The organism is Paraflavitalea pollutisoli, assembly GCF_029360705.1.
Lineage (GTDB): Bacteria > Bacteroidota > Bacteroidia > Chitinophagales > Chitinophagaceae > Paraflavitalea > Paraflavitalea pollutisoli.
The window spans coordinates 1889207-1903491 of the sequence record NZ_JARKMX010000008.1; the positions used below are offsets into that span (position 1 = coordinate 1889207).

At 48.3% G+C, this 14285-nt stretch carries 12 protein-coding genes; all 12 read right to left on the bottom strand.

Annotated elements, in window-relative coordinates:
* Positions 1–8: 8 nt before the first annotated feature.
* The 12 genes from P2W70_RS21310 to P2W70_RS21365 all read right to left on the bottom strand — a co-directional run bounded on the left by P2W70_RS21310 (position 9) and on the right by P2W70_RS21365 (position 14278).
* Positions 9–3179 carry an SGNH/GDSL hydrolase family protein gene (locus P2W70_RS21310; RefSeq protein WP_276483552.1) on the bottom strand — a complete coding sequence of 1057 codons (3171 nt, stop codon included), beginning with the start codon at positions 3177–3179 and terminating at the stop codon, positions 9–11.
* On the bottom strand, positions 3179–4468 hold the full coding sequence (locus P2W70_RS21315) for a fibronectin type III domain-containing protein (protein ID WP_276483553.1): 1290 nt from the start codon (positions 4466–4468) through the stop codon (positions 3179–3181). The genes P2W70_RS21310 and P2W70_RS21315 overlap by 1 nt, the downstream gene beginning before the upstream one ends.
* On the bottom strand, positions 4465–6606 hold the full coding sequence (locus P2W70_RS21320; RefSeq protein ID WP_276483554.1) for a hypothetical protein: 2142 nt from the start codon (positions 6604–6606) through the stop codon (positions 4465–4467). Before P2W70_RS21320 ends, P2W70_RS21315 begins: the two co-directional genes overlap by 4 nt.
* Positions 6606–9080, bottom strand: a complete 2475-nt coding sequence (locus tag P2W70_RS21325) for a hypothetical protein (RefSeq protein ID WP_276483555.1) — start codon at positions 9078–9080, stop codon at positions 6606–6608. Before P2W70_RS21325 ends, P2W70_RS21320 begins: the two co-directional genes overlap by 1 nt.
* A gap of 284 nt (positions 9081–9364) precedes the next feature.
* Positions 9365–9736: a hypothetical protein gene (locus P2W70_RS21330; protein WP_276483556.1), complete on the bottom strand. Its 372-nt coding sequence runs from the start codon at positions 9734–9736 to the stop codon at positions 9365–9367.
* A 6-nt stretch (positions 9737–9742) separates the two neighbouring features.
* The gene (locus P2W70_RS21335) at positions 9743–10189 is read right to left on the bottom strand and encodes a hypothetical protein (RefSeq protein WP_276483557.1); all 447 of its coding nucleotides are present in this window, start codon (positions 10187–10189) and stop codon (positions 9743–9745) included.
* Positions 10190–10199: 10 nt separating this feature from the next.
* Positions 10200–10640 (bottom strand): hypothetical protein, encoded by a 441-nt coding sequence (locus P2W70_RS21340; RefSeq protein WP_276483558.1) that lies wholly within the window; start codon positions 10638–10640, stop codon positions 10200–10202.
* Positions 10637–11128 (bottom strand): hypothetical protein, encoded by a 492-nt coding sequence (locus P2W70_RS21345; RefSeq protein WP_276483559.1) that lies wholly within the window; start codon positions 11126–11128, stop codon positions 10637–10639. Before P2W70_RS21345 ends, P2W70_RS21340 begins: the two co-directional genes overlap by 4 nt.
* Before the next feature lie 83 nt (positions 11129–11211).
* Positions 11212–11553 (bottom strand): phage head closure protein, encoded by a 342-nt coding sequence (locus P2W70_RS21350; RefSeq protein ID WP_276483560.1) that lies wholly within the window; start codon positions 11551–11553, stop codon positions 11212–11214.
* Entirely contained in the window at positions 11553–12125 is a 573-nt protein-coding gene (locus tag P2W70_RS21355) for a head-tail connector protein (RefSeq protein ID WP_276483561.1), read from the bottom strand. Before P2W70_RS21355 ends, P2W70_RS21350 begins: the two co-directional genes overlap by 1 nt.
* Positions 12126–12189: 64 nt before the next feature.
* Positions 12190–13539, bottom strand: a complete 1350-nt coding sequence (locus P2W70_RS21360; protein ID WP_276483562.1) for a phage major capsid protein — start codon at positions 13537–13539, stop codon at positions 12190–12192.
* Positions 13540–13549: 10 nt separating this feature from the next.
* Positions 13550–14278, bottom strand: a complete 729-nt coding sequence (locus P2W70_RS21365) for an HK97 family phage prohead protease (RefSeq protein ID WP_276483563.1) — start codon at positions 14276–14278, stop codon at positions 13550–13552.
* Positions 14279–14285: the final 7 nt, after the last annotated feature.

Below are 14285 nucleotides of genomic sequence, written 5' to 3' on the forward strand. Positions count from 1 at the left end.
TAAAGGTTTTAGAAGATGGTGTAAGAAAATGTAAACGAATATGTTGCAGCGTTAACAGTCGTAGGTGTAACAAAAAACACCGCCCTCGTAGTCCCATTGTTATATATCCTGATAGACTCATCCCCTCCGTCTGACCCCGCCCCAGCAATAAGGCTTGAAGTCCCACCGGAGGATACACTGATCGGCAATGTCAATTCTATAACTGTGCTAGTGACGGCTGCTGTGGGGTCTATATTTACTTGCCCACTAACCGTAACCACGCTGCCCACCCTCATGTAATTGCATTGGAACGCTGTACTAGACTCTATGTTTGTACCATTGGTGATGGTAGGCGTATACGTTCCACTAGTAATGTATGTTGTCGGAATTGCCAATGTAATGCTGCCCGACCCATTTGTGACACTTACGCTCGTTGACCCAGTAAGAGTGGCATTCGTGTAGTTCGTTCCATTCCCGATTGGAATCTGCCCATTTGATGGGATTGAGTTGTCGGTAAGAGGGACGCGTAACCTGGTGGTTGACGGGGAGAAAAAGAGACTTGTGCCATCGTATTCGGCTGACCCAGCTATTGGCGTTGTCATTACCGTTCCGCTTGTTAAGCGAAGACCTGCTTTTGTCGTGCTATTCGCACCGAGCACCAACCACGAGTTACTGCTGGGAGTGCCACCGATGCCTACACTGGCCGATCCTGGATTGTACCTGAAGTTGGAGCTACTGCCGATGGTATTTGAGGCGTAGTACATCACCCGATCGTCGGTACCAGCAGGGATGCCTGTAGCGACACTTCCGGGAAGAAGGCTGACCCAGGCAGAGCCGTTGTATACCTCAGCGCGGGTACTGTCTGTATTCCAGCGAAGATATCCTGTTGCGCCTGTTGGGCGCTGGACGGTAGTTCCAACTGGTAAGCCTATGGCGTCGGTTGTGCCAACAACCAAACCGACCAGTGGATTCGTCGTTGCAATCCCTAAATTTCCGCCTTCAGTCAATCTCATTTTTTGAATGTACAAGGATCCATTAAAGGTACCCCAGTCGTGATTTTTTGCCCACCATTTTATCGGCTTCCCGGTAGATCGATCCAGTTTCACTGCATCATAATATGCTGTATCATTCAGGGCGTATATCTCAGCTGTTATGTCTGCACCTCCCTTCACTCTAAATTGAGCCGTGCCACTTACGCCATCACCTGCTAATATGCCAGTTGATGATATATTCAACCATCCTTTGTATGAGCCGGTGTAGGTGCCGGCCTCCCACGTCGACCCAGATGTCTGGAATGGGACTCCAGCATTACGGGCGCCATTTACTGATGTTAAGACGTTGGCACCACTGAAGTTATAGCCTTCAATGTAAGCGTCATCAGATGTCCGTACGCGCCATTGAACCTTACTAGTAATTCCGTCACCGATGTTTAGGCTATTCTTAATGGACGATGGGCCGTTTATCCTGAATCCTGCATTCTGATCAGTTATAGTTTGTCCTTGTATAGAATTCCCATCTATTTTAAGATTTCTAAGCTTACCACTGTTCATTATGTAAGCCCCTTGGTTTACCATACCCGTATTAGATAGGTGCACATTATCAACTGAAAGAGATCCAGCCTGGATAGTGGCCTTATAAACATCTATTATACTGTCCTGAGAATAGGTGGCCTGTAACCAAGCTCTTTGCTCACTCAAGTCAACAGAAGTTTCATAAGAAGGTGTAAGATGATATATATGTACGCCCGGTATGCCGGCCCTGTATTGAGAAACTAATGACTGGTAATTTGCGCGGCTGGTGGCATCACTTATCCCGCTGCGAACATCGTTTGACGGAATTTGTAACAATATTTGCTTTGGCGCCAACTTTATAACCTCATCCACCCGAGTAAGCAATTCTGTAGATCGGTCCGAGCCACCACCCAAATTTGTTATTGATCCAAACTTTGAGGCTAATATTTGAGGCCATGTTAAAGCGATATCTGATGCGCTGTAAGCCTGAACTTTGCTATCTCCAATTACTGCTATGTTGGCATATTTGACCGCGTCCGACGTTATAGAAAGGCTATCAACCACAAACGATCCACCAACACTGTATACAGCGAAACGACCCGTATTTGGCATTGGGTTACTCGGTAGCTGGAAACTGTACGAAGTGGATACCGTAGCTGAATTTGTTGTTTTGTTTCTTATGCCTACAGTTATGTATTGACCATTTCTTTCAAAAATATGTTCAAGAGTATCACCGGCTGACCAAGATAAGGTTCCGTCACTTAACCCCACCTGTGTATACCCTGATCCTATATGTAATGACACTTTACCTCCATTTCCCGTAGTCGTCCCTATGAATCTACCGGATATATGCGAAGCACCGTAACCGTTTGTAGACCTTGTACCAAAAGCGAAGCCATGTGATATGGTGCTTTTTTCGGTCGCTACTACAAGTCCGGCAATTCTCCACTTTTCCAGACAAGTATAATATGCCAGATCAAGTGTTTGTGTCCAAGTGTTTGTGCCGCCAGAAAAAGCAAGGTTGTTTTGTCCATTAACCGAAACCGTAGCCCCATTGTTTGTAAAATCAGCTGATAACTGCCCAGAAGTCCATGACACACGTCGATATATAGAGTCATAGTATGTTTCTGACAATGATGGAGTCAAAGCAACTCGCAAGGCGGCCGCAGTATCTTTCAATCTGGTAGGCGTCACGTACAGCGTACTATCTTTCCTCCTTAGGAAATATCCAGCCACCTCGGCACTGTCGATAAACACAGTCAGCGCATTCGTATTGCTGATCGAGTCGATTGAAATCCCCCATCCATCATACTGGGTTTTTATGTTGTTGGTCCCCGGCACCGCCCATCGATAGCCGGAACCTATATTGCTATTAGTGCCGCCTGTCCCGCTAGATATGGTTACATCCATTACCCGCCCGTCCGTTGTCACCAGCCTAAGTGTAGTAGGATTCACCGCATAAAAAGTGTCTACTCCGCTGCTGCTGTTGATAGAGCTGTCTATGAAACGGGTCATCGATAGCAGCGCACTGTTCAACCGCAGATTCGTAAACGCATCGACAGCACTGTTCCTGATCCATTTATTGATGAACTTCCGCAGGCTGTCTGTAGTCGGGAATGGGTTGACTGTTTGCGCCGAGGCGGTTGCGCTCAGCGCCACAAGAGCCAGTATAAAAAGTATCTTCTTCATCATATTAGAGTTACGTCAATGTTATAGTTATGGCCGGATGCAGTCGTAAACGACCTGGTAAGCGTGCCGGACCCGGTATCGTGGTTGATGATGACGGTTGAGCTGGTAGTATCCACCACATAAATATCTACCGTCCCTGTACCCGTCCCTATGATCTCTATCTCGTCGCCATCAATGGCGGCAAAAAATGAATCCGTCAGTTCGTCCACAAACACGACTTCTACGCCATTCTTGTTGATCGTCATAGACCCGGAGCTTTCGCCGGGGAAAAACCCATATGACACTGCATTAGCTCCTGGTGCTGCCGAGGTAGTGAAACTGCCGCTCGTCCAGCCAGACTCACTAACACCTTCCTCGCACAAAGACCGTACGCGTAAGACATACTCTGTATTCGCCAAAAGGCTACTTAAATTCAGGTAGTCGTCCGGTGTAGTGCCAGACTGAACAGATACCCCCGGGTTGCTGGCTATCGCCAGCTCCCAGGCAAAACCGTCTGCGGGAGGACTGCCAGGTATAGACCAAGAGGCAAGTGCGCTGCTGTTGGTAATAGATCCAAATTCCACAGTTGTAGGAGGCTCACATGTTTCCGCACCACCGCCCGTCATCTCAAACTCTATGACCTGCGGGAAGCCATCATTACCATTTTCGCATATTGGGTATACAGTCAGCGTATGAACGCCTTCAGATATCCCGGTGATAACCAGCGTACCACTGCTACCAGGATCATAAACAGACTCCCTTCCCCCATCATCGATCGTGTAGTCGAACCTCACGGCTCCAATGACAAAATTCCATTCGATAGTAATCTGGCCAGCTTCGGAGTCGGTAATCGCCAGATAACCTATCGATGCTTCGCAATTATTGGGTGTGTTTGTTATAACAGGTATGCCGTACCCTTCCATCTGAAATGAACAGTTGGCAAAGTCCAGAGTAGGCCCGGTAAAAGGTGCTGACACTATCAAGGCCTGTCCGGTTATGAACTTTATCAATCCAGTTTTAGGCTCGTAGAAAGTCATTCTGAAGGGAACCGGAAGAGCCTGCATGAAGTAGTTTTCCAGCAAATGGAACCCATTGACATAAATACCTTCAAGCTCAACAAGGCCGGAAAGCGAAACGGAATAAGAAAATGATTGTCCGCGCGGCTTCTTCCAACGGCCATCTCCGATAGTACGTACTGGTTTTGTTTCCAGCGAAGGACTGAACTCACAGTCCATAGCACATACGAAAGGCTGGTAACTACCGTCCTTTAGAATGCTCAACACAACGTCTTGTCCTACAACTGGGTTCATTGAAACTTATAATTAAATGTTCCTGTTCCTGTTTGAGTTCCGTCGCTATCTCCTGCGCTCACTTCTTGGAAATTTGCTTCGATCCATCCTCTACCCACGTTGATTTTTAGCGGAGGAACCAACACAAAATCTCGTGGGCTGGTCATATCCACAAACCGGTATGTTTTATGAAATCCGATCGGCTTTTTGCTCAGTTGATCATTGTCAGGGGCGTAGGTTACTCCATCAAAATCGCCGGATATTTTGTACATCCTACGATATGCGTCATTGAACTGTCCGATATTCAGCAGCTCAGTGAATTGCCTGTGCTCATCCGTTGGATTGGGTGTCGCTATGCTATGGAAACGATACCAGTTTCCATCAGTTTCGACATTTACCAGGTCGTTTACGAACAGCAGAGACCCCTTCAATACCGGCTTTACTGTATCCGATATTTGAACATTGTGCTCTATTTTGTCGGGAAAGGTCTTGGCCTGCGTCCTAGTCCACGTCGAAGCTTGCACCTGTAGGTAACCATTGCTGATGAACGGAAGGTATTCAAGGTTGAAATCGGTAAAGAATTGTCGGGCTCCCACTGTTCCTGGATCTGGTCGCCCAGCAAATGCAATGTAGAATGTCCCATTTACCGGTATTGGCAGGGTCTCCACATCAATGGTGGCGTATTTAGTGCTGTTCTGATCTTCGACGTAATCGATGGCCAAGAAGTTTGGTGGCGTACCAGCTTCAAGAATCCAAACACCCTTTCCGCCCGATACTCCATCAACCACGTTGGTGAGTGAGTAATAGGTTGTTCCTCCACCGGGCAGAATTATGTATGCTCGGGCCACGATTGTAAAAGATGATCCGCCGCCGGTAAAGTCAGTGTCATACCTTTTCCCAAGCCTGATACGAAGAATATCACCAAGGCGCACAGGAATGGGCTTACTACGCATCCACTTCTCGTCCCCGGTACCGCTGCTCGTTGGCGTCTCCATAAGGATCTCCCGCTTTGTCTCGATACCGTAAGGGTTGTAGATGCGGCGGATATAGGTGTTACCTTCAGGAGCCGACAGAATGAAGGCGGGCGCATCGAATAGGTCTACCTGTCCAATATCCCAATCAGCGACGTCGTACAGCTTATAGGTTCCTATTATTTCAGAGGTGTTTCCATCTCCATCATTATCTTCCTCATCCGGCTGTGGGCCCTCTGAGACGAAATCACCTCGATCAAACTTGTTGTTTTTTGGTAACTCGGGGTTGATCTCGAATTTGAAAACCGTTTTTACTTCGTTGGCGGCAAACTGGGAACTGATCTCCTGGTTCTCGTTTATCGGGTAGATATCGACACTCTTTCCCACCTGTGCATAATTCTCCAACTCCTGCGCGCCGGTCGAGTTTTCCCCGTTGGCGTCGTAGTCCACATAGAACCAGTCACCAGGTACGTATTGTCGGTCAGCAAGGCAGGTAATTTGCCACATGCCATTCCAGTATTCCAATACACAGAAGCCGTTGAGAATACGCTTCAATGAGTCAAAACAAGAATTAAATGTCGTAGCATCCGAAAGGAACGTCCCGTAATTCAGAAATGCTTGGCTGAACATGTCGTATTCGAGCCCATTGCCCTTATTTAGCATGGAGGCAAACAAGTAACTGCAGCGTGTCCGGATTGGTAATTCCAACCCAGTCTGCTTCAAGGCTCCGGCGATATATGAAATCAGCGAATTATCATCATTGAATTTTATCCCATTGACATCAACCAAATCTTTTTCTCTGAGCAGTGCGAGGCCGTTGGTGGCCTTTATGGTGATATCATATGGCGGATCAAGGAATGGCGCCGATCCCTCATCGGGCATTATCCAGCCCTCGAAGAATGGCATGCTGTCGATCAAGACGGTTATTTTCCAGTCGGTATAGTCATCAGCAACAAATGTTTCCCAGGTGATCGGGGTGTCAGTATCAACGGACAGAATAAGCTCCAATTGACGCATTATAATCCAGTTGTACTTATCCTGAGTTTCGCCGTTATCCGTAAAACTCAGGTCTACCGTATCGATATTTACCACATCAATTGGTGCACCGTCTTTCCGGAAAATGCTGACCTCAACAAGGCGATTGGCTTCGTCATTGAAATTGGCGGTATAGTATAGAGTATATGCCATTACCCCATCCGCCTCCTTTGCCGGTCTACTTGTTCAAGCATTATTTGAAAAGAAGCGCCACTGAAGCGAATTGAAGGTACCAGGGCAACAGCCATTCCGCCAAGTGCTTCATTTGGGATCACGTCTGAGCCACCAGGTAAGCGAACGATTTCGGGACCGCGTTCACCTACCATAGCGAAACCGCCTCCGAAATTGCTTACGCCATCGGCGAACTTGGGTACATTGAATTTTATTGATTTAAGGATTCCTCCTAATGCAACCAGGCCGATACCCACTCCAAGAGCGGCAGTGGGGTTGGCAAACAGAGTAGCCAATGCTTTTTTCAATGCCTGCACCAGAGTTGATGCAACTATTATCTGCTTTCCGATATCTTGTAGAACCCCACCAATAATTTTGAGGATAGATTCACCAGCAGCCGCCAAAGCACTGCCTACACTTTCGCCGCCAAATATGTTTCCAATAGCCTGACCAAAGGCATCTCCTAGTCCAGCGAATCCTTCCACCGCGCCATCAAGCAAAGCACCCCGAATACTTTCGGCATACTTCACTTTTAATTGCTGCCGAAGTAGTGCTGCTCCCTTTACAGCTGCTGCAATCATCTTATCGAATGAACTGGTGGGAATGCCATCTGTTCCAAAAACAGCAGCCGGCGAAAACTGGTTTGTTTCGAACGTAGGACGTATGCGGAATACCGGTTTAAGCTCCAGCTTGCTACCCAACCTTGTAGATAGGGTGCCAAGATCCTTCTCCAACTCAATCTCTGATATCTCTGGATCGATTTCTGGGACAGCCCTAATCTTTAGCAGCAATTCACGGTCATCGATTTTCTTAAGGGTGTCTGCAATCTTACGCTGCAGCTCGAACGCATCATTTTCCCGGAAAGTTGGAAGTACGCCGCCTTCACGCAACTTGGTTAGTTTAGCAAGTTGTGTTTGATAGGCCTCCAGTTCTTTGCGAAGCAGTTTCAACGCTTTATCTTCCTTATCGGTAGCTTCAGTGCGCGCCTTTGTTAGATCGGTGAACTTCAACCCTTCAATAACAGCGGCCTTCATTGCGCCTTTGATATCCGCAAGGCTTGATCTTGCTTTCTCAATAGCATCTCGCTGTTCAAGAAAGGCCTTTTCGGCTGCTTCTGTTTCCAGAACTAACCCAATCATACCTTCTCTGGCCTTGCCTTCAGGAACTTTATCAAGTTCCGTTTTTAACTGCTTGTATGCAGTCTCGGCCTTTTTGAAAGCCTTTTCTTGCGTAAAAAGTTCTGTTGAAATTCTTCCTATTTCGCTTTCAAAGCCTTTAACTACCGCTTGGTTGACAAGAGCCTGAGTGTATTCATTGACAGCGGCTGTCAATTTCCCCGTTTGAGCAGTCTCTAATGTTAATTCACCGAAATAGTTTTTATTGATCTGGCTCAATTCACGCAGGGCAGCTGTTCTCTCTGTATACGCTAAATTGGTATTGAGCACGGCAGAAGCCAATGCCTTTACCTGCGTGATTTGTCCTTCAACCCCGCCGGCAGCTCGTCCTGCCAGTTCACCGGCAGACTTTAGACTTTTTACAAATTCCTCAGTAGCCTTCCTTGCTTCTTCCGCAGCCTTTTCATTTTGTTGGAATCCGCGGGTCCATGCACTCAGACCCACAGAAGCAAAGGTGATAGCAGACGTCACTACTGATATTGCAAGGCCGATGCCGCCAAATCCAGTAGCACTACTAAACAACTGTTTAAAAGCGGGCCCGACACCGCCTGCAGATCGTACCAGATTGCCAAATGAATCGGTTACCTGGGTAATATTGTTGCCGATGGCCACGAAGCCATAGGGCGAATCCTGAATGATGCGACTGAAGTCTGTAAGGGTAGTTGATGCCTGACCACCTGACCTTCTCAGCTTCTCCAAGCTTGCCGCTGCAGCGTTGGCAGCCGGTGGCAGAACCTTCAGATCGGTCAATACAGGCTTAATCGCGGGGCTCAAGCGGTTCAGCGATGAAGAAGACGAGGCGATTGTATTAAACGCCCTGCTGAGGCCCACAGCGCTTGCTGTGGCCTGATTGATCAGTGCACGCGTTTCCTCAAGGTTGCGGTTGACGATATCAAACTGAACACCGAGGAAGGCCGCACCTTGGACTGTACCTGTACGGCCGATTTGAGACTGCAATTGCTCCAGGCGGTCCTCAAGTGTGGAAATAGGGGTAATGGCCTTTGCGGCACTCGCTCCCATCCCTTCAAAGGTTTGGTTGGCGCGAATGGCTGCTGCAGCCATCTGATCAATTTCCGCTGAAATACGATCCATGGCAGCGGCACCTGCGGCAACCTCATCAAAGGTGTGCTCGGCAGCGCTACCTAAAGCATTTAGCGGGCCAACAGCACCGGCTGCAGCCCGACCCAGGCCGTTGAGCGCATCAGAGCCTGCTTTCGCGCTCCTGCCCAGATTCGGGTCCACTTCCCCGCCTACCTTGATATTTATCAGATTGCCCGGCATCGATTACTCCTGCGTCTATGTACCGTTTTAAAATTTCCTTTGCAGTCAGTCGCTTTTCTGGCGGCTTACTATCGTACATGTCTGGAACTATCTTGTCGATATCCAGCTTGGTTCCTTTCTTGACGTTGGGAAGAAGTACACATAAGGCCAACTGCCTTATCTGCTGATATTCTCGTCTCTCCCGTTTCAACCTACCTTTTCGCATAGCCAGAAACTCAGGGATTGTGTATTCCCATAGTTCCCAAGGTCGAAGTCCGAGATCGCCAAGACCTTCTTCAAGAAGTTCATCCCAAGTCAGTTCCCGACTGTGTGTTCTGGGTCACCTCCCCGTTAACCGATGGCTTGCTGTCTGATGGATTACTCCACATGTTCCCGATCAAGGTTAAGTCGGCAACTGACAGTTCATTCACCAGGTCATCAATTTGCTGATCGGTGTACTCAACCGTTTCTTTCTTTGTAAGATGGTTGGATAACAATGCCGCCTTCAGAATAGGCTTCACCCAGTTCACAACGTCGGAGAATTCCTTGGAGGCCGTTTTGTAGGTAAATGGATCGACACCCAAATTTTCGCCAAGGATCTTGAAAGTGCCAATGTTGAACTTGAGGCCATACTTCTGGCCATCGATTTCTAGCTGTAGGTAGTTTTTGCTTGCCATGTTGCTTTATGAGTTGTCTACGAGTTCGTAATCTCCGGTTGTTGTAGCCGCCCAATTGAAGGTGACAGTTTCTTCCACATTGGATACTTCTGTTGCTTCCGTAAATTTCACTTTGCCGTAGAAGTAAGTTACCTCCCCAACTGTGACCCCATTTGGTACATCAGCTGCATTCTGGCGACGGAATGTCACTTCCGTCATTGCTTTTACCAGCTTGGCAATATCCTGATAGCTTGCCTGGTTGGTTGCCAGGTTTGCGCCAGCAACACCGGAGCCAGTAATTTGAGCAGGCTCAAGTGATGTGCTGGAAAAAGGGCCACACTTAGTTTTCTTCACATTTGCTGTCGCTGTGTGACTAATCTGGCTGTTGTCTTCGCATACAATTACCTTCCAGGTTGCCCCGTTGTCTACGGAATACTCATTAACCACAAGTAATCCAGATATTTCTTTAGCCATGATGCTTTTTTTAAGATTGAGTAATGCGCATTCTGAATGTCATGCGCTTTGCTATTTCAAACCCTTGGTCCGCTTTTTCGAAAGCATAATCCTTATCAGTTGACCGTACTGATGTGAGATGGTACGGATCAGATACAAATACTCCGTAGGTTGTCCTGGTCGGAAAAACTATCGTAAGTATCTGGGAGGCGATTGCCTCTATTTTTGTTTTGGTGGCGGTTGCTTTGGTCCGGTTGTATACCGTAAGCACCAGATCAACCTCTCCAACAAAAAGGGTCTTATTGCTTCTGTCCTGCTCATTCTGCGCGCCGATCAGTATGAACATATCATGCGATGTTATGCGGTCATCCAGCTTCTCGTCAACGATCGGTATCTCGATATCTTCTACCATGACCTGACCCTTGAGAGCGTCAAAGAATGCTTTACGTGCTGGTGTGCCGATATCTATCATATGATCTGTTGTATTATGTCTGCAATACGCTTTACGAGCTTAGGCTCTACTTTTGGTACCTGCTTGAAGAAATAAGGATGCGGCTTTATGCCATACTTCTTAATCTTTCTCCAGATTAGGAAGGCAGCTTGCCTATCCTCCTTCTCCTTGCTGGTCTTGCTTCCAAGCCTGCGCCGTGTCTTCGTGCTGTACCTTCCGGTAGTTCCCTTACGCTTAACCCATGCTTCCAGCGCTTTGATCGGGTCGCCAGTAGACCCGGATGGACCTTTAAACTGTGCAGCAACTTGTTCCAGACCGGCAGGTATTTGAGCCTTTGTCTTTGTTCCAAACTCCTGGTAAGGAGCGTGAATAGACTGGGCGACGATCTCAAACCCCTTGGGTATCTGCTTCTTTGAGATTGAGTTGGACAACTGTCTTAGGTCGGCTGGCGCATCTTTCTTGGCCAGGTTCATGATCTCAGTTGCACCTATCTCAATCTCCTTCAGCATCACCCGCTGTACACGACGTGGCAACTGCTCCAACAGGGCAATTACCCTGTCAAGTCCAGTTACCCGAGCCGATTGGGTCGCCATTACCTTGCCTCCTTTACCTCGATCTCGTAGATTCTTCGCTTTTCATCCACCAGCCTGTAATGCTGGATTTCAAAGAAGCGATTGTCATACATGATCTGAGAGTCTTTGCTGATATCATTCTCGATGGCTTGCCTCCAGTGTACCCACATTGTTCCGGTCGTTACAGTGAAGTCATGGCCGTTCTGGAAGGAACGGGCGCCTGAATTTTCCTTATAATAACCTCTGGTTGTGAACCAGGATTTACCCTGCTCGTTCTGACCACCTGTCTCGTCTGAGGATTTGGCCATCAACTCGAACTTGATCACCTTGTTCATCTGCCCTACTGTGGGAACCTTAGCCATTACACGAGAATGGATTTGCGTTTGAATGGCGCCGCCAGGTTCAAAGAGCTGGTGCACAGGGAAACATCTGCCGCTGCGTACTCCTGTTGCTGATCACCACGATGGGTATACCTGAAAACAGCTTCTTCGATCACAGCCTGTTTAAGCTGTGCAGGAAGTTTGCCATTGGCATATCCGGCTACGTAATCAAGCAATAGGTAGCAGCTGCAGGGCGAATCGATAGTCTTGAACTGGTTTCCGCTGAGCGTAGGGGTAACTGTTGTCCCCGTATTATCCTTTATTGTCGTCACTGATTGGATGGGGCCGTATGGGATCTCCACTCCGCCAAGCTCATTGCGAACAATGGTCCTGAGCGTTTTGGTAGCCAGCGACAGGCCTGTATAGTTCTCGATCGCCTCACGGGCGGCCTTGATATCCTGAGCAAGCAACGAATCGTCATCATTGAACTCGTATGAACCGTCAGTATCAAAAAGCAGATTAAGCTGCCGCTTGACATCTTCCAGGGTAACTGGTTCGGTAGTTACGTCCGTAATTACTTCAGGGATCTCTATACTGTTGTCGTTGTATCTCATACTTTAAAGAAGGGGCGACGGTAAGGCCGCCCCTATTTCACACCCAACTGTCACTGCAAGAAAATTATGATTGAGAGCTATTGCCCAGATCTTCGATCACGATGGCCTTCGGCTGCATCGCGTTGAACTCTTCGAAGCACTCGATACGTGCGGTGATGAGGTTCTGCTGAACGTTTTTGTCGTCCTGCTCGAAGAACTCGATCGCCAGGCTTTCAACTTCGATACGCTCAATGTAGTCGCGATCGAACGTCAAGAACTTGTCGAACGAAGGAATCCAGGTTACAGGCAGGATCGGAGTACCGTTCACTACCAGGCCACCGTTTTGGCTGGAAAGCACACCACCTGCACCGGCGTATGCACCGTTCTGAATCAGCCATTTGTTGATACGGTTGAGCGCGGTGTAGCGCAACAGGCCGTAAGAAGCGGCATAATCCGCATCCCACAGGGCCGTAACTGCGTCCATCACCTCGAGGATATCGATGGTTTCAGTGCTGTTTGCGTTGGTACCTCCTGCTGCATGAGCTGTAGCCACAATGTCCCAGAAACGTCGGTTCTCCACCTTGAAGAACTCGCGCTGCAACAGGCGTGGCAGCGTATTCTGAAGGAAGGGTAATTGACGCATCAGCTGCTTGGCGAACTTGGTCCAGCCAGCGATGTATTCAGAAACTACCTCAACCCTTGCAAAGTCGAAATCGATCTGTGTCTTGTCCGCACCTTGTGCTGATTGACGAGAGATAGAGCCCTCGCCGGCAGACTCGCGGAAGAACACGTATGTACCAGTCTCAGACCGTACAGTGGGGATAAGGTCACGGGCGTTGACCTTTTGAGCGGGCAGGATAACCTGGCGGCCGCCGTAATCAACCACACCCTGGCCAGTGAGGCTGTTTGCGCCGGTCATAGTGCCGACAACTTTCTGCTCGAAGGGATTGCCGCTCATCTTGTGAGCAACGTTGGGGTTGTAGAAATCCAACGGTGCTGCGCTCATATCGATGGGGCCTTTCAGCATCATCTTGAAGCGGTTGCCGCGACCTACGGAAGCGATACCTTTCTGGTTCTCGGGGTCCTGCAGCGCTTCGGCTACGGCTTGCTGAAGGCTCTTGGCTTCGATGCGGGTAGCACCAGTAGAACGCGCATCCTGCATGTCCTTGAACTTGGTCAGCAGTTCGTCCAGCGCTTTCTGGTTCGCGGCATCGGTTTCGTCCTTCTTGGTTGTGAAGTCGGTGAACTTGGTCACAGCTTCATTGATGGTGTCCTGGTGCTTCTTCAGCATCTCCTCCACCTTGCCCTTTACATTGGTTTCAATGGCCGTCTGCACGTCATTGAGGGCAGCTTTCAGCTCTCCCTTTTCCTCGGGTGTAAAACCACCTCCCTTTGTTTCCGGCTCCATGAAGAGACGGATGAAAAACATCTTCATCGTGAAATGTTTAAATGGTAATTAAATCGGTTAGATTGCTCCAACTCCGTTTAATCGCCTTCACTTCCGGGTCAGGTGTCTTCTCGACGAGCTGAGTGGAATTCTCCAGGTCAATTAATTGTTGTTGTATCTGTTTGAACTCAATCTCTATCAGGCTTTTTCCTTCGTCCATATCCTGACAAGACTGAATAAACTTGCATAGTCTGTTCAACCTGCTATGCAGATCATCCTTCTTTTGTTGAAAGGTCATACCCTTATGAACTTGCATAGTGGGGGTGTCTGGCTGGGCTCCCCACAGGACCGCACTACCTTCCCATAGCTCAACTTCAGTAATGAGTCGATAACCATTCTTCTGTTCCGACTTGATAGTCCTGAAGCCAACCGAGTGTTGGGTAAAGTCACCACTCTCGTATAATGGCCAAGCCACTTCGCGCCAAGCAAACGAGTTCTTGTATTTCGATACACCTACGACATACTTTCCTTCCTTGTAGACTTCGGAAAACTTGCTGAGCGCAGAAAAGGAAGAAGGTGTATGATCCAAAAGGTGCCAAATCTCATTGCTGCCTTCTGGCCCCTTATTCTTTATTGTCCGGTCGAATGCCATATCCGCAAAAACATCTTGGTCACGGTCGATGTCTTCCATCTGTGCAATAGCCACTTTTACCTGCTTGGTGCTGGTATCCACGTCCAATGCCTTCATTTGGAAATACTTCTTTTCGTATATGTTCTTGCGCTCCATTCTGCTA

Excerpts from the sequence above, each read along its gene's own strand:
- P2W70_RS21310 (WP_276483552.1), bottom strand. The coding sequence starts at position 3,179 with ATGAAGAAGATACTTTTTATACTGGCTCTTGTGGCGCTGAGCGCAACC.
- P2W70_RS21315 (WP_276483553.1), bottom strand. The coding sequence starts at position 4,468 with ATGAACCCAGTTGTAGGACAAGACGTTGTGTTGAGCATTCTAAAGGAC.
- P2W70_RS21320 (WP_276483554.1), bottom strand. The coding sequence starts at position 6,606 with ATGGCATATACTCTATACTATACCGCCAATTTCAATGACGAAGCCAAT.
- P2W70_RS21325 (WP_276483555.1), bottom strand. The coding sequence starts at position 9,080 with ATGCCGGGCAATCTGATAAATATCAAGGTAGGCGGGGAAGTGGACCCG.
- P2W70_RS21330 (WP_276483556.1), bottom strand. The coding sequence starts at position 9,736 with ATGGCAAGCAAAAACTACCTACAGCTAGAAATCGATGGCCAGAAGTAT.
- P2W70_RS21335 (WP_276483557.1), bottom strand. The coding sequence starts at position 10,189 with ATGGCTAAAGAAATATCTGGATTACTTGTGGTTAATGAGTATTCCGTA.
- P2W70_RS21340 (WP_276483558.1), bottom strand. The coding sequence starts at position 10,640 with ATGATAGATATCGGCACACCAGCACGTAAAGCATTCTTTGACGCTCTC.
- P2W70_RS21345 (WP_276483559.1), bottom strand. The coding sequence starts at position 11,128 with ATGCTGAAGGAGATTGAGATAGGTGCAACTGAGATCATGAACCTGGCC.
- P2W70_RS21350 (WP_276483560.1), bottom strand. The coding sequence starts at position 11,553 with ATGGCTAAGGTTCCCACAGTAGGGCAGATGAACAAGGTGATCAAGTTC.
- P2W70_RS21355 (WP_276483561.1), bottom strand. The coding sequence starts at position 12,125 with ATGAGATACAACGACAACAGTATAGAGATCCCTGAAGTAATTACGGAC.
- P2W70_RS21360 (WP_276483562.1), bottom strand. The coding sequence starts at position 13,539 with ATGAAGATGTTTTTCATCCGTCTCTTCATGGAGCCGGAAACAAAGGGA.
- P2W70_RS21365 (WP_276483563.1), bottom strand. The coding sequence starts at position 14,278 with ATGGAGCGCAAGAACATATACGAAAAGAAGTATTTCCAAATGAAGGCA.